This is a genomic window from Mycobacterium sp. NGS63, assembly GCF_059812295.1.
Genome location: NZ_JCALCJ010000002.1, coordinates 1 through 17,984, shown reverse-complemented (window position 1 = coordinate 17,984; position 17,984 = coordinate 1). Strand labels below are relative to the sequence as shown.

Annotated in this window: 18 protein-coding genes; 5 read left to right on the top strand and 13 right to left on the bottom strand. The window is 70.8% G+C overall.

The genetic code is table 11. The features are described 5' to 3' along the window. Nucleotides 1-2: 2 nt before the first annotated feature. Nucleotides 3-962 (top strand): hypothetical protein, encoded by a 960-nt coding sequence (locus AC5Y4Z_RS03520; RefSeq protein ID WP_499960951.1) that lies wholly within the window; start codon nt 3-5, stop codon nt 960-962. On the opposite strand, the gene AC5Y4Z_RS03515 is transcribed toward AC5Y4Z_RS03520, so the two are convergent. The 5 genes from AC5Y4Z_RS03515 to glyA all read right to left on the bottom strand — a co-directional run bounded on the left by AC5Y4Z_RS03515 (nt 952) and on the right by glyA (nt 7,244). Beyond that, nucleotides 952-2,424: an adenylate/guanylate cyclase domain-containing protein gene (locus tag AC5Y4Z_RS03515; RefSeq protein WP_499960950.1), complete on the bottom strand. Its 1,473-nt coding sequence runs from the start codon at nt 2,422-2,424 to the stop codon at nt 952-954. The two genes, AC5Y4Z_RS03520 and AC5Y4Z_RS03515, sit on opposite strands and share 11 nt — an antisense overlap. 75 nt (nt 2,425-2,499) lie before the next feature. Further along, nucleotides 2,500-3,384, bottom strand: a complete 885-nt coding sequence (locus AC5Y4Z_RS03510; protein ID WP_499960949.1) for a polysaccharide deacetylase family protein — start codon at nt 3,382-3,384, stop codon at nt 2,500-2,502. Nucleotides 3,385-3,511: 127 nt separating this feature from the next. Further along, nucleotides 3,512-4,813, bottom strand: coding sequence for an RNA 5'-3' helicase PhoH2 (phoH2, locus tag AC5Y4Z_RS03505; RefSeq protein ID WP_499960948.1), 1,302 nt, complete (start codon nt 4,811-4,813; stop codon nt 3,512-3,514). A 250-nt stretch (nt 4,814-5,063) separates the two neighbouring features. Further along, entirely contained in the window at nt 5,064-5,891 is an 828-nt protein-coding gene (locus tag AC5Y4Z_RS03500) for an acyl-ACP desaturase (RefSeq protein ID WP_499960947.1), read from the bottom strand. A 69-nt stretch (nt 5,892-5,960) separates the two neighbouring features. Next, nucleotides 5,961-7,244: a serine hydroxymethyltransferase gene (glyA, locus tag AC5Y4Z_RS03495; protein WP_499961781.1), complete on the bottom strand. Its 1,284-nt coding sequence runs from the start codon at nt 7,242-7,244 to the stop codon at nt 5,961-5,963. A gap of 115 nt (nt 7,245-7,359) precedes the next feature. Between glyA and coaA the strand changes: the two genes are divergently transcribed. Continuing rightward, nucleotides 7,360-8,298 (top strand): type I pantothenate kinase, encoded by a 939-nt coding sequence (gene coaA / locus AC5Y4Z_RS03490; RefSeq protein WP_067321324.1) that lies wholly within the window; start codon nt 7,360-7,362, stop codon nt 8,296-8,298. A gap of 7 nt (nt 8,299-8,305) precedes the next feature. Here the strand turns inward: coaA and AC5Y4Z_RS03485 are convergent, their stop codons facing one another. The 4 genes from AC5Y4Z_RS03485 to AC5Y4Z_RS03470 all read right to left on the bottom strand — a co-directional run bounded on the left by AC5Y4Z_RS03485 (nt 8,306) and on the right by AC5Y4Z_RS03470 (nt 12,243). Beyond that, entirely contained in the window at nt 8,306-8,719 is a 414-nt protein-coding gene (locus AC5Y4Z_RS03485) for a hypothetical protein (RefSeq protein ID WP_499960946.1), read from the bottom strand. Between the two features lie 241 nt (nt 8,720-8,960). Next, the gene (locus tag AC5Y4Z_RS03480) at nt 8,961-10,046 is read right to left on the bottom strand and encodes a methyltransferase (RefSeq protein ID WP_499960945.1); all 1,086 of its coding nucleotides are present in this window, start codon (nt 10,044-10,046) and stop codon (nt 8,961-8,963) included. Between the two features lie 12 nt (nt 10,047-10,058). Then, entirely contained in the window at nt 10,059-11,441 is a 1,383-nt protein-coding gene (locus AC5Y4Z_RS03475) for a hypothetical protein (RefSeq protein WP_499960944.1), read from the bottom strand. A gap of 13 nt (nt 11,442-11,454) precedes the next feature. Beyond that, nucleotides 11,455-12,243 carry a (2Z,6E)-farnesyl diphosphate synthase gene (locus AC5Y4Z_RS03470; RefSeq protein ID WP_499960943.1) on the bottom strand — a complete coding sequence of 263 codons (789 nt, stop codon included), beginning with the start codon at nt 12,241-12,243 and terminating at the stop codon, nt 11,455-11,457. 118 nt (nt 12,244-12,361) lie between these two features. On the opposite strand from AC5Y4Z_RS03470, the gene trhA reads away from it, so the two are divergent. Next, complete coding sequence (gene trhA, locus AC5Y4Z_RS03465) at nt 12,362-13,114, top strand: PAQR family membrane homeostasis protein TrhA (protein WP_499960942.1); 753 nt, start codon at nt 12,362-12,364, stop codon at nt 13,112-13,114. Here trhA and AC5Y4Z_RS03460 read toward each other — a convergent pair. From AC5Y4Z_RS03460 to mca, 4 genes are read right to left on the bottom strand one after another with little or no spacing between them, the layout of a single operon-like run. Next, nucleotides 13,111-13,494, bottom strand: a complete 384-nt coding sequence (locus AC5Y4Z_RS03460) for a nuclear transport factor 2 family protein (RefSeq protein ID WP_499960941.1) — start codon at nt 13,492-13,494, stop codon at nt 13,111-13,113. The two genes, trhA and AC5Y4Z_RS03460, sit on opposite strands and share 4 nt — an antisense overlap. Before the next feature lie 22 nt (nt 13,495-13,516). Next, nucleotides 13,517-15,532 carry a thioredoxin domain-containing protein gene (locus AC5Y4Z_RS03455; protein ID WP_499960940.1) on the bottom strand — a complete coding sequence of 672 codons (2,016 nt, stop codon included), beginning with the start codon at nt 15,530-15,532 and terminating at the stop codon, nt 13,517-13,519. Continuing rightward, nucleotides 15,519-15,818: a hypothetical protein gene (locus AC5Y4Z_RS03450; RefSeq protein WP_499960939.1), complete on the bottom strand. Its 300-nt coding sequence runs from the start codon at nt 15,816-15,818 to the stop codon at nt 15,519-15,521. Before AC5Y4Z_RS03450 ends, AC5Y4Z_RS03455 begins: the two co-directional genes overlap by 14 nt. Continuing rightward, nucleotides 15,815-16,687 carry a mycothiol conjugate amidase Mca gene (gene mca, locus AC5Y4Z_RS03445; RefSeq protein WP_499960938.1) on the bottom strand — a complete coding sequence of 291 codons (873 nt, stop codon included), beginning with the start codon at nt 16,685-16,687 and terminating at the stop codon, nt 15,815-15,817. The genes AC5Y4Z_RS03450 and mca overlap by 4 nt, the downstream gene beginning before the upstream one ends. A 136-nt stretch (nt 16,688-16,823) precedes the next feature. On the opposite strand from mca, the gene AC5Y4Z_RS03440 reads away from it, so the two are divergent. After that, nucleotides 16,824-17,258 (top strand): DUF4307 domain-containing protein, encoded by a 435-nt coding sequence (locus AC5Y4Z_RS03440; RefSeq protein ID WP_499960937.1) that lies wholly within the window; start codon nt 16,824-16,826, stop codon nt 17,256-17,258. A 210-nt stretch (nt 17,259-17,468) separates the two neighbouring features. Continuing rightward, nucleotides 17,469-17,963 (top strand): transcription elongation factor GreA, encoded by a 495-nt coding sequence (gene greA / locus AC5Y4Z_RS03435; RefSeq protein ID WP_499960936.1) that lies wholly within the window; start codon nt 17,469-17,471, stop codon nt 17,961-17,963. The last annotated feature ends 21 nt before the right edge of the window (nt 17,964-17,984 follow it).

Here is a 17,984-nt window from a genome sequence, read left to right as displayed (position 1 = left end):
TGATGACGGCTCCCCCCGGCGGCCCCTACGGCCAAGACCCCTACGGGGCCAATCCCTATGGCCAGGGCCCGTATTGGGGTGGCCCGCCGCAGGGCGGCCCGCCGCAGGGCGGCGGCTACCCGTACCCGCCGCCGGGTGGCCCCTATGCGCCGGGACCCTATGCGCCCCAGCAGTATCCGCCGCCGGGCCAGCAGGTCCCGCCGGGCTGGCCGGGCGGGCCGTACCCGCCCGGGCCGCCGCCGGGGGGTCCGCGCTCCAAGGCGCCGTGGCTGATCGTCGCCGGTCTCGCGGTGCTCGGCGTCATCGCGCTGGTGGTGATCCTGGCGATCGCGCTGGGCGGCGGCAACAAGTCCAACAAGGCCGGACCGTCGTCGGCCCCGCCTTCGACGAGCGCGCCGACGTCACAACCGGGCAGCGGCCAGCAGACGGCGACGGGCTGCACGCCCAACGTGTCCGGCGGCGACAAGCCCGCCGGCGACACGATCAGCGCGGGCAAGCTGTCGTTTCCGGCCAGCGCGACGCCCGGCTGGATGGGCTTTTCCGACGACCAGACCCCGAACCTCATCGGCGCGGTCGGCGTCGCGCAGGAGGTGCCGGGCGCCAACCAGTGGATGATGCAGGCGGAGGTCGCCGTCACCAACTTCGTCCCGAGCATGGGCCTCGCCGACCAGGCCTCGAAGCTGATGGGCTGCGTGGCCAACGGGCCGGGCTACGCGAACGCCACGCCCACCCTGGGCCCGACGAAGACGTCGTCGATCACCGTCGACGGGGTCAAGGCCGCCCGGGTGGACGCCGACGTCACGATCGCCGACCCGGCGCGCAACGTCAAGGGCGACTCGGTGGTCATCATCGCCGTCGACACCAAGCCGGTCACCATCTTCCTGGGCGCGACGCCCATCGGCGATGCGCCGTCGGCGGGCATCATCAACGGGGCCATCGCCGCCCTCAAGGTCAAGAAGTAAGCGGGCCGGCCGGCGCCGAGACGTGGGTGGCCTCCGAACGCCCGCGCAGCACCGTCGAATAGCACTCGGACCAGTGCGCCCGCTCGGCGTCGCCGGCGCGGTCGACGGCCCCCGCCGAGCACAGGATCCGCCGGTCGGCGGTCTTGGCGAGGTCGGCCAGCCGCGCGGCCTCGTTGACCGCGTCGCCGATTACCGTGTATTCATACCGGTTTTCGGCGCCGACGTTGCCGGCGAAGACCCGTCCGGCCGAGACCCCGATCCCGAAATCGACCACCGGTAGCCGGCGCAGTTGGGTGCCCAGCGCGCGTGCGGTCGCCAGCGCCGCCGACGCCGGCTCGGCCGTGCGCAACGGCGCGCCGAACACGGCCAGCGCTGCGTCACCCGCGAATTTGTTGATCAGGCCGTTGTGTTCGTCGACCGCGGCGACGACGATCCGGAAGAAGTCGTTGAGCACCTCGGCAACCTCTTGCGGCGGGCGGCTTTCCGCGAGCTGCGTCGAGCCGACCAGGTCGATGAACAGCACCGCGGCCTCGACGACGTCGCCCGACAGCGACGCCCCCTCCTGGATGGCGCGCTGGGCGACGTCGGTCCCGACGTGGCGCCCGAACAGGTCGCGCAACCGGTCGCGCTCGGCCAGCCCGGCGATCATCCGGTTGAATCCCGTTTGCAGGCGCCCGATTTGGGAGCGCTCGTAGACGCCGACGTACGTGTCGATCCGGCCGTGCTCGACCTCGGCCATGGCGTCGACGACCTCGCCGAGCGGATCCGAAATGGATCGCGAGGTCAGGATCATCGTCGGCAGCCCGAGCAGCAGCGCCGCCAGCGACACCACCAGGACGGGCACGTCCAGCGATGCGGACTTCGCGATTAGCCAGCCGTACGAACGGAATACGACCATCGTCGCGATCACCGCGATGGGCAGCGCGCTGCACAAGAACCACAGCATGACCAGCCGCGCGAACACGCCCGGCACCGTCAGCCGGGGTTCACAGCCCCGGGTGGCCGCCCCCATGATGGGGCGCAAAGTCGACTGGGCGAGCAGCATTCCCATCCCCGCGGCGGCCTGCCCGCCCAGGACCATGCCGAGCACGATGGGCAGCAGGAACTGCGATCCGGCCCCGAGATTCAGCAGCGCGAAGATCACCCCGGCCGCGCCCCAGCCCGCGACCAGGATCGCCGACTGGCGGCCGACGATCTTCATCGCGGCTTCCCGCTGTCCCTCGGTGGGTTCGTGCCCGGGGACATACCAACGCAGGGTGGGGCGCAGGCTCAGCACGCCGGCCACGGCGACCCCGGCGGTCCCCAGCGCGACGAGCACCACCACCACCGCCGTGTTTCTCTCCGCGAAGTCCACGTTGGCCGCCATGGAGGTGTGCCCCCGCAGCGGGATCAGGATGGCGGCCGCGTCGACGACGGCGATGACGTAGGCCAGGGCGAGGGCGACGCCGTATTCAATCGACAACCTGCGAGCCGACTTTCGCCCTCGGGTGCTCGCCGGGGCCGCGGTGTTCACCCCATTAAGGTAGCCGCGCCCGCGCTAGGCGCCGTTATTCGGCCCGCCCGAGTTCTGGCCCGGGATGTCGGTGATCGGGAAGTTGGGCATCGGCTTGGGCGAGGACGTGTTGGGCAGGGCCGGGATCTCGTCGGCCGGAATGTCGCGCAGCGCGTTGGCGGGAGGGCCGTTTTCGCGGCCGCCGTAGCTGCTGCCCGGCGCGCGCGACCCGAGCAGTTCGGTGACGGTCACCAGGCGGTAGCCGTTGGCCTTGAGCACCGGGATGAACTGGTAGACCAGGTCGACGGTGCTCGAGTAGGTGTCGTGGAACAGCACCACCGAGCCCGGCTTGACGTAGGTCATCAGCATGTAGCGTGTTGCGCCGGTGTTGGAGTCGTTGATCCAGTCGAAAGGGATGACGTCCCAGAGGATTTCGGCCAGCCCGAACCGGCCGGCGGTCTGGCGCACCGCGTCGTTGGACAGCCCACCGGCCGGACGCCACAGCGACGGGGCGCGGCCGGTCGCGGCGGCGATCGCGTCGTTGGACCGCGAGAACTGGCCGGCGATGTCCTCGGGCGGGATGGTGGTCATGTTGGGGTGTTCCCAGGTGTGGTTGCCGACCTCCATGCCGGCGTCGGCGACGCGCTTGGCACCCGCCGGGTTGGCCGCGACTTTGTTGCCGATCATGAAGAAGGTGGCCTTGGCGTCCGGGATACCACTGTCCTTGAGGACTTGCAGCAGCCGGTCGGTGTACGGCCCCGGCCCGTCGTCGAACGTGAATGCGACGCACTTGACCACCGAGCAGCTGAGGTTGTCCGCGCGGGTCACGTGGCCGGTCAGGCCGCCGATCACCAGCACCGCGGCGGCCGCGACGGCACCGAGAACGGTCCGCCAATAGCGCCAGGCCTGGCTGTCGGGGCGTTTGCGCACCCTGGAAGTTTATCCGGCGCCCGGTGTGCGCCTATGGCGCCGAGTGTGAACCCTGGGCGGCGAAAATCGCCGGAACCCGCCATAGCGTCACACTCGACGCCACAGCTTCACACTCGAAACCGCGGCCTCAGTGCGGGCCGGCGATTTCCTCGAGCATCTCGGTGACCAGCGCGGCGATCGGCGACCGCTCGCTGCGCAGCAGCGTGATGTGGGCGAACAGCGGGTGGCCCTTGAGCTTCTCGATCACCGCCGCGACCCCGTCGTGGCGGCCGACGCGCAGGTTGTCGCGCTGGGCGATGTCGTGGGTGAGCACCACCCGCGAGCCGGTGCCCAACCGGGACAACACCGTCAGCAAGACGTTGCGCTCCAGCGACTGCGCCTCGTCGACGATGACGAACGAGTCGTGCAGCGAGCGGCCCCGGATGTGGGTCAGCGGCAACACCTCGAGCATGCCCCGGGACAGGACCTCCTCGAGCACGGCCGGGCTGGCCAGACCCTCGAGGGTGTCGAAGACCGCCTGCGCCCACGGGCCCATCTTGTCGCTCTCGCTGCCCGGCAGGTAGCCCAGCTCCTGCCCGCCGACGGCGTACAGCGGACGGAACACCACCACCTTGCGGTGGGTGCGCCGCTCCAGCACCGCCTCGAGCCCCGCGCACAGCGCCAGCGCCGACTTGCCGGTGCCCGCCTTGCCACCCAGCGACACGATGCCCACCGACTCGTCGAGCAGCAGGTCGAGCGCCACGCGCTGCTCGGCGGAGCGGCCGCGCAGCCCGAACACCTCGCGGTCACCGCGCACCAGCTGCACGCGTTTGGCCGCGGTCACCCGGCCCAACGCGTGCGAGCTGCCGCCCAGCAGCCGAATGCCGGTGTGGCAGGGCAGGTCCCGGGCTTCGGCGAGGTCGATCTCGCCGTCGGCGAACAGCGCGTCGATGTCCTCGGTGGCCGTTTCGATCTCGCGCATCCCCGACCAGCCGGAGACCACGACGTCCTGCGCGTGGTACTCATCGGCGGGCAGGCCCACCGCGGCGGCCTTCACCCGCAGCGGAATGTCCTTGCTGACCAACGTAACTCGCTTGCCCTCGGCGGCGAGGTTGGCGGCGCAGCTCAGGATCCGGGAGTCGTTGCTGTCGGTGCGAAAGCCCGCCGGCAACACGGCCGGGTCGGTGTGGTTCAGTTCGACGTGAAGCGTACCGCCTTGTGTCCCAATGGAAATCGGCAAATCCAGCCGTCCGTGCTCGAGCCGAAGATCATCGAACAGGCGCAGGGCCTGCCGGGCGAACCAGCCCAGTTCGTGGTGGTGGCGCTTGGCCTCCAGCTCGCTGATCACCACCAGCGGGACCACCACCTCGTGTTCGGCGAACCGGCTGCACGCCCACGGGTCGGACAGCAACACGGAGGTGTCGAGCACATAGGTCCGGAGATCGGTCACGAAGCGCTCCTCGAGCGGGTAAGCCCGCGCGGACCCGCACAGGCATGTCGGCGGGAGCCGCAGCACCAGGACCGGGGCCGGTCCTGCCCTTGTAGTGACGGGAGGTGCCGCCCTGGCAGCAGAGCATGTCGCTGGCCATCGACAACGACGCTACTCCCGTGGCCACTCGGCCGCCGCGCAGGCGCGCCGAGACCGACACGGCGACACCAAAATTCCGGCCGGAGCCCGTGACCGGCGGGTGACGGCGGGCTTAACCGGTGACGAACGGCCGCAGCGCGGGCTCGTCGGCCACTCCCCATTCACTGATGCGCTCGGCGATGGCCTGCCGCAGGTCCGCGGGGCCGAAAATGCCTGCGTCGGCGACGTTCTGCACCTTGTCGTGGTAGGCGTCGATGTCGGCGCCGACGGCCTGAAGGTCCGCCGCGCGGGCGGCGATCGCGGCGATCGTCTCGTCGCGCGTGTACTGCAGGCAGTGCGCGACGAGCTTGGCGAAGATCGCCTCGTGGCGCACCTCGTCGCGCGCGATCCGGTCGATGAGCCCGGCCAGCACCGGCTCCTCGATGGCGGCGGCCAGGTTGCGGCAGAACACGGCGTGGGTGCGCTCGGTGAACGCCATGTACACCAGCGTCTCGACCTGGGAGTAGGCGTCGCCGCGGTAGCCCTTCATCACGTACTGGACACGAGCCTCTTCGTTGGCGGTCGGGTCGACCTCGCGGGTCACCACCAGATACTCCCGCAGCGCGATCGCGTGCAGGTGCTCCTCGGCGGTCCAGCGGCCCAGCCAGCGGCCCCACCACTCCTCGAGGATGAAGTGCTCGACGAGCTCACGGTGATGGCCGGCGAGGTTGTCCTTGAGCAGCAGCAGGATCTCGCAGGCGTCCGTGATGGTCCGGGGCAGCGTGGTCTGGGACGGGTCCCAGTCGCGCCCGCCGAGGAAGGCGAAGTTCTCGCCCTGGTCGAACGGCACGTAGTCGTGGGCGAACCAGAGGTCCTCGGTGCTGAGGTGGTGATCCATGAGCTGCTCGACCACCGGCTCGAGTTCCAGGGTCAGCGCGTTCGGAACAGGTTTCTGTGCCATAAAGTAACTGTAACCTCCATACACAGGTTTCGCGAAAAGACGTGACCCGTGTCGCGGACCCGGCCCCGATCAGCGGTCGACCAGCGTCCACTCCTCGAGCCCCTCGTACAGCGGGAAGTCCCTAGCCAGGCGCGTCACCCGCTGCCGCAGCCCGGCCACGTCCGCCCCGGAGGCCCCGCCCACCAGCGCGGTGGCGATGATGTCGGCGACCTCGGTGAACTCGGCGTCCCCGAAGCCGCGGGTGGCCAGCGCGGGCGTTCCCACCCGCAGGCCCGACGTCACCATGGGCGGGCGGGGGTCGTTGGGGACGGCGTTGCGGTTGACGGTGATGCCGATCTCGTGCAGCAGGTCCTCGGCGGCCTTGCCGTCCAGCGGCGAATCGCGCAGGTCGACCAGGACCAGGTGCACGTCGGTGCCGCCGCTGACCACCGACACGCCCGCCTTGGTGACGTCGGGAGCGAGCAGCCGCTCGGCGATGATCCGCGCGCCGGACAGCGTGCGCTGTTGGCGGTCGGCGAATTCGGGGGTGGTGGCGAGCTTGAGCGCGACGGCCTTGCCCGCGATGACGTGCATGAGCGGGCCGCCCTGCTGGCCGGGGAACACCGCGGAGTTGATGGCCTTGGCGTACTCCTGCTTGCCCAGGATCATCCCGGAGCGGGCGCCGCCGAGCGTCTTGTGCACGGTCGTGGACACCACGTCGGCGTGCGGCACCGGCGAGGGGTGCAGGCCGACGGCGACCAGGCCGGCGAAGTGCGCCATGTCCACCCACAGCTTGGCGTCGACCTCGTCGGCGATCGACCGGAAGGCGGCGAAGTCGAGGATCCGCGGGTAGGCCGACCACCCGGCGATGATCACCTTGGGGCGGAACTCGAGCGCCTTGGCCCGCACCGCGTCCATGTCGATCAGGTGCGTCGCCGGGTCGACGCCGTAGAAGCCGACGTCGTAGAGCTTGCCGGAGAAGTTCAGCTTCATGCCGTGGGTCAGGTGCCCGCCGTTGGCCAGGTCCAGGCCGAGCAGGCGCTCCCCGGGCGACATCAGCGCGTGCAGCACCGCCGCGTTGGCCTGGGCGCCCGAATGCGGCTGGACGTTGGCGAACTCGGCGCCGAACAGCGCCTTGGCCCGGTCGCGGGCGATGTTCTCCACGACGTCGACGTGCTCGCACCCGCCGTAGTAGCGCCGGCCGGGCAGGCCCTCGGCGTACTTGTTGGTCAGCACGCTGCCCTGCGCCTGGAGTATCGAGCGGGGCACGAAGTTCTCCGAGGCGATCATCTCCAGGGTGTCGCGCTGCCGGTGCAGTTCCTTGTCCAGCAGCTCGGCGATGTCGGGGTCGACCTCGGCGAGCGGGGCGGACATGATGGATTCAGAGGTGCGGGCGTCGGGTGCGGCGGTCACGCGCGCCAGTCTATCCAGCGGCGTTTTTCCCGGCCCAGCCGTCGGGCACCCGCCCGCCCCTGCAACACTTGGCACCATGCCGCGGCTTAGCGAGCCGAGTCCCTATGTGGAGTTCGACCGGAAGCAATGGCGTGGACTGCGCATGTCGACGCCGCTGGCCCTCACCGAGGAGGAACTGGTCGGGCTGCGCGGCCTCGGCGAGCAGATCGACCTGCTGGAGGTCGAAGAGGTCTACCTGCCGCTCGCCCGGCTCATCCACCTGCAGGTCGCCGCCCGCCAGCGGCTGTTCGCGGCCACCGCGGAGTTCCTCGGCGAGCCGCAGCAAAACCCGGACCGGCCGGTGCCGTTCGTCATCGGCGTGGCCGGCAGCGTGGCCGTCGGCAAGTCGACGACCGCCCGCGTGCTGCAGGCGCTGCTGGCCCGCTGGGACCATCACCCCCGGGTGGACCTGGTGACCACCGACGGCTTCCTCTACCCCAACGCCGAACTGGACCGGCGAAACCTCATGCACCGCAAGGGTTTTCCGGAGAGCTACAACCGCCGGGCGCTGATGCGCTTCGTCACGTCGGTCAAGTCCGGTTCCGACTACGCCTGCGCGCCCGTGTACTCGCACCTGAAATACGACATCATCCCCGGCGCCAAGCACGTGGTCCGCCACCCCGACATCCTGATCCTCGAGGGCCTCAACGTCCTGCAGACCGGTCCGACGCTGATGGTGTCGGACCTGTTCGACTTCTCGCTCTACGTCGACGCCCGGATCGAGGACATCGAGCAGTGGTACGTGTCGCGGTTCCTGTCGTTGCGCGGCACCGCGTTCGCCGACCCGGAGTCGCACTTCCACCACTACTCGGCGCTGAACGACACCAAGGCGATCGCCGCCGCGCGCGAGATCTGGCGGTCGATCAACCGGCCGAACCTGGTCGAGAACATCCTGCCGACCCGGCCGCGGGCCACCCTGGTGCTGCGCAAGGACGCCGACCACTCCATCAACCGGCTGCGGCTGCGCAAGCTCTAGGGATCGGTTACGCCGCGAGGCGCCGCACGCCCAGGTATTGCAGCCAGGCGAACCCGGCCGTGTACACGGCGCTGGCCAGCATCACCGCGACGCCGGTCGCGGTCATGGGCACGGTTTCGGCGGCCGCGACGGCGGCCAGCGTGTACACGAGGTTCGCCACGACGACGCCGATGCCCGCGCGCCGCAGGTTGGGCAGCGCCGCCAGGCTGAACACCGCCAGGCCGTAGAGCACGAAGAACGCGCCCATCGCGTACTCCTGGCCCGACGTCAGCCCGGTCAGCGACGAGAGTGGGTCGGCGACGAACGCGAGGGCCAGGCCGCCCAAGCCCGTCAGGGTGGCGTCGGCGCGCATGGCGAAACGCAGCAGCGAGTCGGTCGAGTCGTACAGGGGGCGGGTCGGTAGGCCAGATATTGCGGTCATCGGTCACTCCTTGCGATGGCGAAAGGGGGTCGAACAGGTTTCAGCGTGCCGCCGGCGCACTGCCATATCGACGCGTGGCGCTGCCAACTACTGCCACGGGTAAAAAGACCCCCTGGTTCGCCCGGCTATTCCCGGCTGCGAGGTGGTTTTTCGCCGAGCGTGACGTCAGGGCGGCAAATCGGGGCGGATTTCAGCGGATCTCCGCCATGACGTCACGCTCGGCGCGGCGGGGTGGGTCGCGCTAGATCGCGGTCGCCTCGACGACGCTGAACGGCGAGGCCGTTTGGACAACCCGGGTCATGCGAAAGCCGGCGCGGTCCAGCAGCCGGCCGTACTCGGCGGCGGTGCGTTCCCGGGCGCCGGCCACGACCAGCATTTCCAGGTCCGTCAGCTTGCCCGGGAATTCGCGGTCGTGCCGCGGGATCACGGATTCGACGAGCAACACGCGCTTTCCCGCCTCGGCGGCGCTGCGCACGTTGCCGAGAATGCGCACGGCGTCGTCGTCGGGCCAGTCGTGAATCACGCTCTTGAGGACGTACGCGTCGCCGCCCTCCGGGATCGCGTCGAAGAACGAACCCTCGACGACGCGGACCCGGTCGGCGACGTCATGTTTTTCCAGTACCTCCGGGGCTCCCGCCACGACTTGGGGCAGGTCGAACAGGACGCCGCGGGCCTGGGGCGTGGCATCCAGGATGGCGGCCAGCAGCCGGCCGTGCCCGCCGCCGACGTCGACGATCGTCGCGTAGCGGCTGAAGTCATACGCGGCGACCACCGGCGCGATCGCGGCCGCGGACACGCTGGTCATGGCGTCGTTGAAGGCTTCGGCGAGTTCCGGTTCGTCGGCCAGGTATTCGAAGACGGGTTTGCCGCGCAATGCGGGGACGACGGCCCGGCCGGTGCGGATCGCCTCGGTGAGGCGGCTCCAGTGTTCGCGGTGCTGCGGCGCTCCCACGAACCGGGCCAGCCCGGCCACCGAGACGGCGGAGTCGGTGCGCAACGTGTCGGCCAGCGGGTTGAGCTCGTAGCGGCCGTCGCGGCGCCGGCGGAAGATGCCGCGGCCGATCAGCGCCCTGAGCAGCCGGCCGAGCGCGTCGGCGTCGGCGTCGACCGCGGCGGCGAGCTCGTCGGCCGTCAGCGGCCCGCCGGCGAGCGCATCCGCAATGCCCAGGTCGGCGGCCGCGGTGATCGCCTGCGAAGCCCAGGCGCTCGTGACCATTTCCATCATCGCGGCCTGCGGCGGGATCAGCCGTTGGTTCAGCCGATCGAGACAGTGCCGGGCGATCTCGATGAACCGTACGACTTTGGCGGGGGGAAGCGTCGGGGCCACGAGGCCGGGAGTTTAGTCGCTGGGGACCGGCACCCGCCCGCGCAGATCGGCCGCGACGAGCCGCGCCGCCGCGTTCTGCCAGTTGTGCAGCGAGCGTTGCGGGACCTCGGTGACCAACCACTGCCACGCCCGCCGCGCGGTGGGGTCCAGCCCGGCGGCGGTCGCGTTCTGGGCGTAGGCGCGCACGCCGACGACGTAGGGGAAGTACAGCGCGTTGTAGTAGCGCCATTCCTCGCTGGTGCCGAAATCGCCCGCGTCGCGGGGCTTGAGCCGCGCGATCCCGTCGGCGAGGACGGCCTTGAGTTCGTTGGCGCGCTCCACGGGCTGGTCGGGGGCGCCGCGGGCGGCCAGCCGTTCGTCGATCACGGGCAGCGCGGTCAGCGGGCTGGCGACCAGCTTGCTCAGGTCGCGGTAGTGGCCGAGCGCGCGCCGGGTGAGCCGGGCGAAGGTGTCGTCGTCGACGCCGTCGAGGGGATCGGCCGAGCGCAGCGGCAGCGCCGCCCCGGTGTGCCGCAGCGCGGCCCGGTCGGCGCGCAGCGACGGCGAGCGCGAGAACGCCAGCCGGTCCAGCGCGCCGGCCAAGGGGTCGGCCAGCACCTGCACCGTGATCGCGATCGCCAGGGTGGTGAACAGCAGCACGGTCAGCAGGGTCCGCGCGCCGGGCTCGTGGCCGCTGACCGCCATGCCGATCAGCGCCTGGCCGCCGAACAGCACGGCCACCGCCAGCGAGCCGGCGAACGAGCGCAGCATGTCGGCGCGCAGCGCCTGGCCCTCGTCGAAGGCGTCCCACACCGCCACCGCGACGCCGAGCGCCAGCACGTCGAAACCCGTCGACGCCAGCGCCAGCCAGCTGGGCAGCAGCCCCAGCGGGATGATCACGATGGCGTTGGCCAGCGCGAAGAACAGGGTCGCGACGATGATCAATCCCAGACCACTACGGCCCACCGGGATCGGCTGGGCGGGCCGGCGCACCGCCACGACCATCGCCGTCAGCGTGGACACCGAGATCACCGCCATCATCAGCACGTGACCCGGCCGCAGCGGCCCGGCGACGCTGCCGGCCATCGCCGCGCCGCACAGGGTCAGCGCGGCGACACCCCCGGCGAGCAGGAGCTCGCCCGTGCGCGCGCGCCAGCGGTCGCCCGGCCGCGACAGTTCGACGAGCACCGCGAACCACGCGACGCCGGGCACGGCGACCAGGTAGATCTCGATCCGGCCGAGCAGCCCGCCCTGCGCGACGCCCGCAGTGCGCACCGCGTCCAGCGCCACCACCAGCGCGAAACCGCAGAGCCCCAGCGCCGCCAGCGCCAGCACCGGCTTGCGGGGGTCGCGGGCCAGTAGGTACAACCCCAGCCACAAGCTCAGCGCGAAGACCACCGCCGACAGCGCAGCCATGTCGTTCAGTCTGTCACTTGCCATGCCTGCGGTGACGCTGGCTGTAGTCGCGCAGCGCGCGCAGAAAGTCCACCCGCCGGAACGCCGGCCAGTGCGCCTCGCAGAACCACATCTCCGAGTAGGCGCTCTGCCACAGCAGGAAGCCGGACAGCCGCTGCTCCCCCGACGTGCGGATCACCAGGTCGGGGTCGGGTTGCCCTGAGGTGTAAAGGTTTTCGGAGATGGCGTCGACGGTCACCGCGTCGACGAGCTCCTCGGCGGTCGCGCCGTTGGCGAGCTCTTTGTTCAGCAACGCCCGCACCGCGTCGACGATCTCGCGCCGGCCGCCGTAGCCGACGGCGACGTTGACGTGGAAGAGCGCCACGGCCGGGGTGGACTCCACCGCGCCGCGCAGCCGGCGGGCCGGCTCCTCACCGATCAGCCCCAGGTCCCCGACCGTGCGCACGCTCCAGCGATTCGCCGGCGCGCAGATCTCCTCGACCACGTCGGTGATGATCTCGATGAGCCCGGCCAGCTCGTCGGGATCGCGTTGCAGGTTCTCGGTGGACAGCAGGTACACGGTGGTCATCTCGATGCCGGCCTCCTGGCACCAGCGCAGCATCTCGGCGATCTTGGCCGCGCCCATCCGGTAGCCGTAGCTGACGTCGTCGTAACCCGCGCTGCGCGCCCAGCGCCGATTGCCGTCGCACAGCACGGCGATGTGGCGGGGAAGTTCGGATTTCGAGGCCGCCAGGCCCTGCCGCAGCCGCAGCTCGTAGACGCGATACAACGGCTCCTTGAGCCGCGGCGGGATGATCTCCACGAAGCTCCACCCTACTGTGGGCGCCAACAAATTCCGGCCCGTGTTTCCCGGCGAATTGGCCCAGGTCGCCGCACGTCCGGAAGCGTCCGGCGGCCGATCGCGACTACTGTTGATGGGCATGAGCAGCGAGACCACCACGTCGCAGAACTCGAAGCCCGAGGTACTCGCGCCCGCCAATCCTGTCGAACAGCTCGCGGAGGGCGCCGCCCAGGTCCTGAGCAAGCCGCGCATGCGCGGCTGGATCCACTTCTACGCCGCGTGGCTGGCCATCGTCTGCGGCGCGACCCTGGTGTCGGTGTCGTGGCCGGTGGCGTCCACCCGCGCCGGGCTCTCGACGTTCGCCTACGCCCTGGCCACCGTGGCCATGTTCGCCGTCAGCGCCACCTATCACCGCGTCAACTGGAAGTCCGCGAAGTCGCGCAACCTGATGAAGCGGCTCGACCATTCGATGATCTTCGTGTTCATCGCGGGCAGCTACACCCCGTTCGCGATGCTGGCCATGCCGCCGGCGGACGGGCGGCTGGTGCTGTGGATCGTGTGGGGCGGGGCGCTGGCGGGCATCGTGCTGAAGGTCTGCTGGCCGACGGCGCCGCGCTGGGTGGGCGTGCCGTTGTACCTGGCGCTGGGGTGGGTCGCGGTGTGGTATGCGCCCACGATCATTCACGTCGCCGGGGTCGCCGCGATGGTGCTGCTCGCGGTCGGCGGCGCGTTCTACAGCATCGGCGGCCTGCTCTACGGGCTGCGCTGGCCCGACCCGTGGCCAAAGACGTTCGGCTATCACGAGTTTTTCCACGCCCTGACCGCGATCGCGGCGATCCTGCACTACATCGCGATGTGGCTGGCCGTCTTCTACGTCGGCCACCCGGCCTAGAGCTGGGTCGCGTCGGCTTCTGACCAATAGGCCTTCATCGAGGTGACCTTGCCGCGGGCGTCGAACGCCATCACCTCGATCGGCTCGACGCGCATCTTGTGCTCGCCGGCGGTCACGGTCAGCCGGAACTGAAACGCGGCCTCGTTGCCGGAGACCCGCAGCGACACCAGCTCGCTCTCGCGCTGCAGGCCGTCGAGCGCCGAGTAGAACCCGTGGATCGCGGTGGTGCCGATGTGCACCTCGCCGCCGACCGGATCCTCGAGGGTGGCGTCGTCGGCGTAGAACGCGACGAGCTCGTCCACGCTCCCCTCGGCGAGCAGCGCGATGTAGCGCTTGACGGTGTCGGCGATCGCTTGGGCCTTCTCCGGGGCATTCGGCATGGGACGCAGGGTAACCGCCGGGCTAGTGTCCCGAAACACCCAGGGCCGCCGCCAGTTCGGCGGACCGGGTCACCGGCAGGTCGCACAGCCGGCCGCGGCACACGTAGGCCGCGTCGGCGCCGGCGACCCGGTCGCGGCCGACGAGCAGCGCCGACGAGTCCACCGCGCCGCCCACGACGATCGCCCCGCCGGGCGCCAGCCGGCGCGCGTCGGCCAGCAGCTCCGAGTCCGACGGGTCGCAGGCCACCGCGACCTGCAACGGCCCCCGGACGGCGGCCTCGGCCACGGCCAGCCAATGTCCGGCCGAGCGCGGCGCGCGTTCCAGCAGCACGGAGTGCGCTTGCAGCGCATCGCCGGCCGCGCGCAGGTACCGCTCCGCGCGCTGGCCGTCGACCAGGTGCGCGGCGGTCAACAGCGCCTCGGTGACCGACGACGCGCCGGACGGCGTCGCCCCGTCCAGCGGATCGGCCGGCCGCAGCATCAGCTGCTCGGCGTCGTCGGCGGTGTCGAACCAGCGGCCGGGCCGCTGCGGGTCGGCGAAGTGGCGCAGCGCCGTGTCCAGCAGCCCGGTCGCCGCCGCCAGCCACTGCTGCTCGGCGGTCAGCTGATACAGCGCCAGCAGCCCGGTGGCCAGCATCGCGTGGTCCTCGAGGATGCCCGGGCTGTCGCCGACCACCCCGCCCAGGCTGGCGCGCCGCAGCCGGCCGTCCACCACGTGGGTGTTCAGCACCGCCCGCGCGCACCGCCGCGCGGCCTGGATCAACGCCGGATCGCCAACGGCCACACCGGCTTCGGTCAGCGCGGTGATCGCCAGCCCGTTCCACGACGTCACGACCTTGTCGTCGCGGCCCGGCTGAGCGCGGGTGAGCCGCGCGGCCAGCAGCGCCGCGCGGACGCGCTCGGCCCGCCGCGGGTCGTCCGGGTCGACGGGGCACTGCAGCACCGAGGTCCCGTGTTCGAACGTGCCCGACGGGGTGACCGCGAAAAGCTCTGCGGCCCAACGCCCGTCGTCGGCACCGAGCACCTTGTCCAGCTGCGCCGGGGTCCACACGTAGGTCGAGCCCTCGCGGCCGTCGGCGTCGGCATCGAGCGAGGAGGTGAACACGTCGCCGTCCGCGAGCTCGTCGAGCAGGAACGCCCCGGTCTGGGCGGCGACGCGGCGGGCCAACGGGTCACCGGTGCGCCGGGCCCAGTGCGCGTAGGCGCGCAGCAGCAGCGCGTTGTCGTACAGCATCTTCTCGAAATGCGGTACCACCCAGGCGTTGTCGACGCTGTAGCGGGCGAAGCCGCCGGCGAGTTGGTCGTAGATGCCGCCGCGGGCCATCGCGGTGCCGGTGCGCGCGACCGCCTCCAGCGACGCGGCCGAACCGGTGCGCTCGTGGTGGCGCAGCAGCGCCTCGAGCAACGCCGACGGTGGGAATTTGGGCGCGCCCCCGAACCCGCCGTGCGCGGTGTCCTGGTCGGCCAGCACCGCGGCGACGGCGTGGTCGCACAGCTCCGGCGCGACGTCCGGACCGCCGCCCGGCAGCCCGCCGGCCATCTTGCGCAGCTCCCCGGCGATGTGGTCGGACGCCTCCTCCACCTCGCCGCGGCGCTCCCGCCAGGTGGTCGAGACCGCCGAAAGCAGTTGCAGGAAGCTGTGTTTCGGGTAGTAGGTGCCGCAGTAGAACGGGCGGCCGTCGGGCGTCAGGAAGCACGTCATCGGCCAGCCGCCCTGCCCGGTGAGCGCGACGGTGGCGTTCATGTAGACCGCGTCGATGTCCGGGCGCTCCTCGCGGTCGACCTTGATGCAGACGAATCCCGCGTTCATCGCCGCGGCCACCTCGTCGTCCTCGAACGACTCGTGGGCCATCACGTGACACCAGTGGCAGGCGGCGTAGCCGATGGACAGCAGGATCGGCACGTCGCGCGCGGCCGCGTCCGCCAGCGCCTGCGGCGTCCACTGCTGCCAGTGCACCGGGTTGTCGGCGTGCTGGCGCAGATAGGGGCTGGTGGCCTGCCCGAGCGTGTTCGCCCCGGCGGGCTCAGCCGGGCTCATCGCCCGGTCCCGGCGCCCGCGTCGTTCCGTTGGCCTGCCCGGTGGCCTGGTCGGGGCCTTCGGCGACGGTGTCGGTGCCCTCGTCGGCGGCCTGGTCCGGCTCGGGATGCTCGGGGTCGAACGTCTTGGGCACCTTTTTCAGTTGCCGGTTCATCGATCGCAGCAGCAGCAGGGTGGCGATCAGCAGCAGCACGACGACCAGCAGCCCCACCGGGCTGGCCTTGCCGAAGTCGGGCCCGTGGTTGTGGGGTGCGTCGGCGAGCACCGCGAGCAGCCGGTGGTTCACTCGTCATCCTCGATTCCGGCGAACAGGTCGTCCTCGGGCAGTTTGGCCGGGACGCGGGAGCGGGCCAGCTCGAATTCCTCGGTGGGCCAGAGCCGCTGCTGCCAGGCGATGGGGGCGGCGAAGAACTCGGCGTTCGGGTCGATCTGGGTGGCGTGCGCGCGCAGGGCGTCGTCGCGCCGGTCGAAGTATGCCGAGCACTCGACGCGCGTCGTCACCCGGGACTCGAACGGGTCGTGCTCGGGATCCCAGTGTTTGAGCCACTTTTGGAACGGGCCCTCCTGGCCGCGCTTGACGAACTCGTCGTGCAGCAGCTGCATCCGCGCGCGCAGGAAGCCGTGGTTGTAGTACAGCTTGGACACCGTCCACGGCTCGCCCGCGTCCGGGAAGCGGGCGTAGTCGCCGGCCGCCTCGAACGCGCCGACCGAAACCTGGTGGCAGCGAATGTGATCCGGGTGGGGGTAGCCGCCGTTCTCGTCGTAGGTGGTGATCACGTGCGGCCGGAACTCGCGGACCACCCGCACCAGCGCCTCGACCGACTCCTCCAGCGGCGCCAGCGCGAAGCAGCCCTCGGGCAGCGGCGGCGGCGGGTCGCCCTTGGGCAGGCCGGAGTCGACGAAACCCAGCCACGTGTGCTCCACGCCGAGGATCTCAGCGGCCTTGGCCATCTCGTCGCGGCGGATCTCGGCCATGTGCTCGAGCACGTCGGGCAGGTCCATCGCCGGGTTGAGAATCTCGCCGCGCTCGCCGCCGGTCAGGGTCACCACCAGAACGCGGTGACCCTCGTCGGCGTAGCGGGCCAGGGTGGCCGCACCCTTGCTCGACTCGTCGTCGGGGTGCGCGTGCACCGCCATCAACCGCAGCCCGCTCACGTGCCCCCTTATCGGATCGCTGGTCACCACGAATAGCTAGAAGAGCTAGAACCGACCTTATAATTCCAGTTCCGGCCGCTGCATCCTGTCGGCCGGCGTCCCGCCGCCCCCAGGCATACCCAGACATACCGCAGGCATGACCGAAACTCCCCTTCCGCGCCCCGAGGCCCGCTACGGGCGGCCGCGCCTGTCGCGCGCGTCCCGGCGCCGCCTGGCCATCGGTTTGGCCGCGCTGGCCGTCGCCGCCGGCGTCGGCGTCGCCGTCGCCGGCTACCAGCGGCTGGGCACCGCCGACGTCTCCGGCTCGTTGGCCGGCTATCAACTGATCGACGACGAGACCGCGTCGGTAACGATCAGCGTGACGCGATCCGACCCGTCGCGCCCGGTCGACTGCATCGTGCGGGTGCGGGCCAAGGACGGCGGCGAGACGGGCCGGCGGGAGGTGCTGGTTCCGCCGTCCGACCAGCACACCGTGCAGGTGACGACGACGGTGAAATCCTTCCAGCCGCCGGTGATGGCCGACATCTACGGGTGCGGCGCCGACGTGCCCGGCTACCTGCGGGCGGGCTGACCGCGCTGCAAATATCGGGTTATCAACGGTTGGCGCGGTGGTAACATGGGTCGATGCACGGTTCCCGCAGGGACCGTGTATTGCTGCATTAGAGGCCGTCAAAGAGTGGTGCGGCGCTAAGCGGGGCGGGACCGGGTACCCCCGGCAGCGGGTGCACAGGCTTTCAGAGCGTGACATGCGCGGAACGACAATCACGAGGAGCACGACGAGATGACGGACACTCAGGTGACCTGGCTGACCCAGGAGTCACATGACCGACTCAAGGCCGAGCTCGACCAGTTGATCGCGAATCGCCCGGTCATCGCCGCGGAAATCAACGACCGCCGCGAGGAGGGCGACCTCCGCGAGAACGGTGGCTACCACGCGGCCCGCGAGGAGCAGGGCCAGCAGGAGGCCCGCATCCGCCAGCTGCAGGACCTGCTCAACAACGCCAAGGTCGGCGAGGCGCCCAAGCAGTCCGGCGTCGCCCTGCCCGGCTCGGTCGTCAAGGTCTACTACAACGGCGACAAGTCCGACAACGAGACGTTTTTGATCGCCACCCGCCAGGAGGGCGTCAGCGACGGCAAGCTCGAGGTGTATTCGCCCAACTCACCGCTGGGCAGCGCGCTGATCGACGCGAAGGTCGGCGAGACCCGCAGCTACATGGTGCCCAACGGCAACACCGTCGAGGTCACCCTGGTCAGCGCGGAGCCCTACCACTCCTAGCCTTTTCACCGCGAGCAGACG

Coding starts and splice junctions, on each gene's coding strand:
- AC5Y4Z_RS03520 (WP_499960951.1), top strand. CDS start 3: ATGACGGCTCCCCCCGGCGGCCCCTACGGCCAAGACCCCTACGGGGCC.
- AC5Y4Z_RS03500 (WP_499960947.1), bottom strand. CDS start 5,891: ATGGCACAGAAACCTGTTCCGAACGCGCTGACCCTGGAACTCGAGCCG.
- glyA (WP_499961781.1), bottom strand. CDS start 7,244: ATGTCCGCCCCGCTCGCCGAGGTCGACCCCGACATCGCCGAGCTGCTG.
- coaA (WP_067321324.1), top strand. CDS start 7,360: ATGCCGCGGCTTAGCGAGCCGAGTCCCTATGTGGAGTTCGACCGGAAG.
- AC5Y4Z_RS03485 (WP_499960946.1), bottom strand. CDS start 8,719: ATGACCGCAATATCTGGCCTACCGACCCGCCCCCTGTACGACTCGACC.
- AC5Y4Z_RS03475 (WP_499960944.1), bottom strand. CDS start 11,441: ATGGCTGCGCTGTCGGCGGTGGTCTTCGCGCTGAGCTTGTGGCTGGGG.
- trhA (WP_499960942.1), top strand. CDS start 12,362: ATGAGCAGCGAGACCACCACGTCGCAGAACTCGAAGCCCGAGGTACTC.
- AC5Y4Z_RS03460 (WP_499960941.1), bottom strand. CDS start 13,494: ATGCCGAATGCCCCGGAGAAGGCCCAAGCGATCGCCGACACCGTCAAG.
- AC5Y4Z_RS03455 (WP_499960940.1), bottom strand. CDS start 15,532: ATGAGCCCGGCTGAGCCCGCCGGGGCGAACACGCTCGGGCAGGCCACC.
- AC5Y4Z_RS03440 (WP_499960937.1), top strand. CDS start 16,824: ATGACCGAAACTCCCCTTCCGCGCCCCGAGGCCCGCTACGGGCGGCCG.
- greA (WP_499960936.1), top strand. CDS start 17,469: ATGACGGACACTCAGGTGACCTGGCTGACCCAGGAGTCACATGACCGA.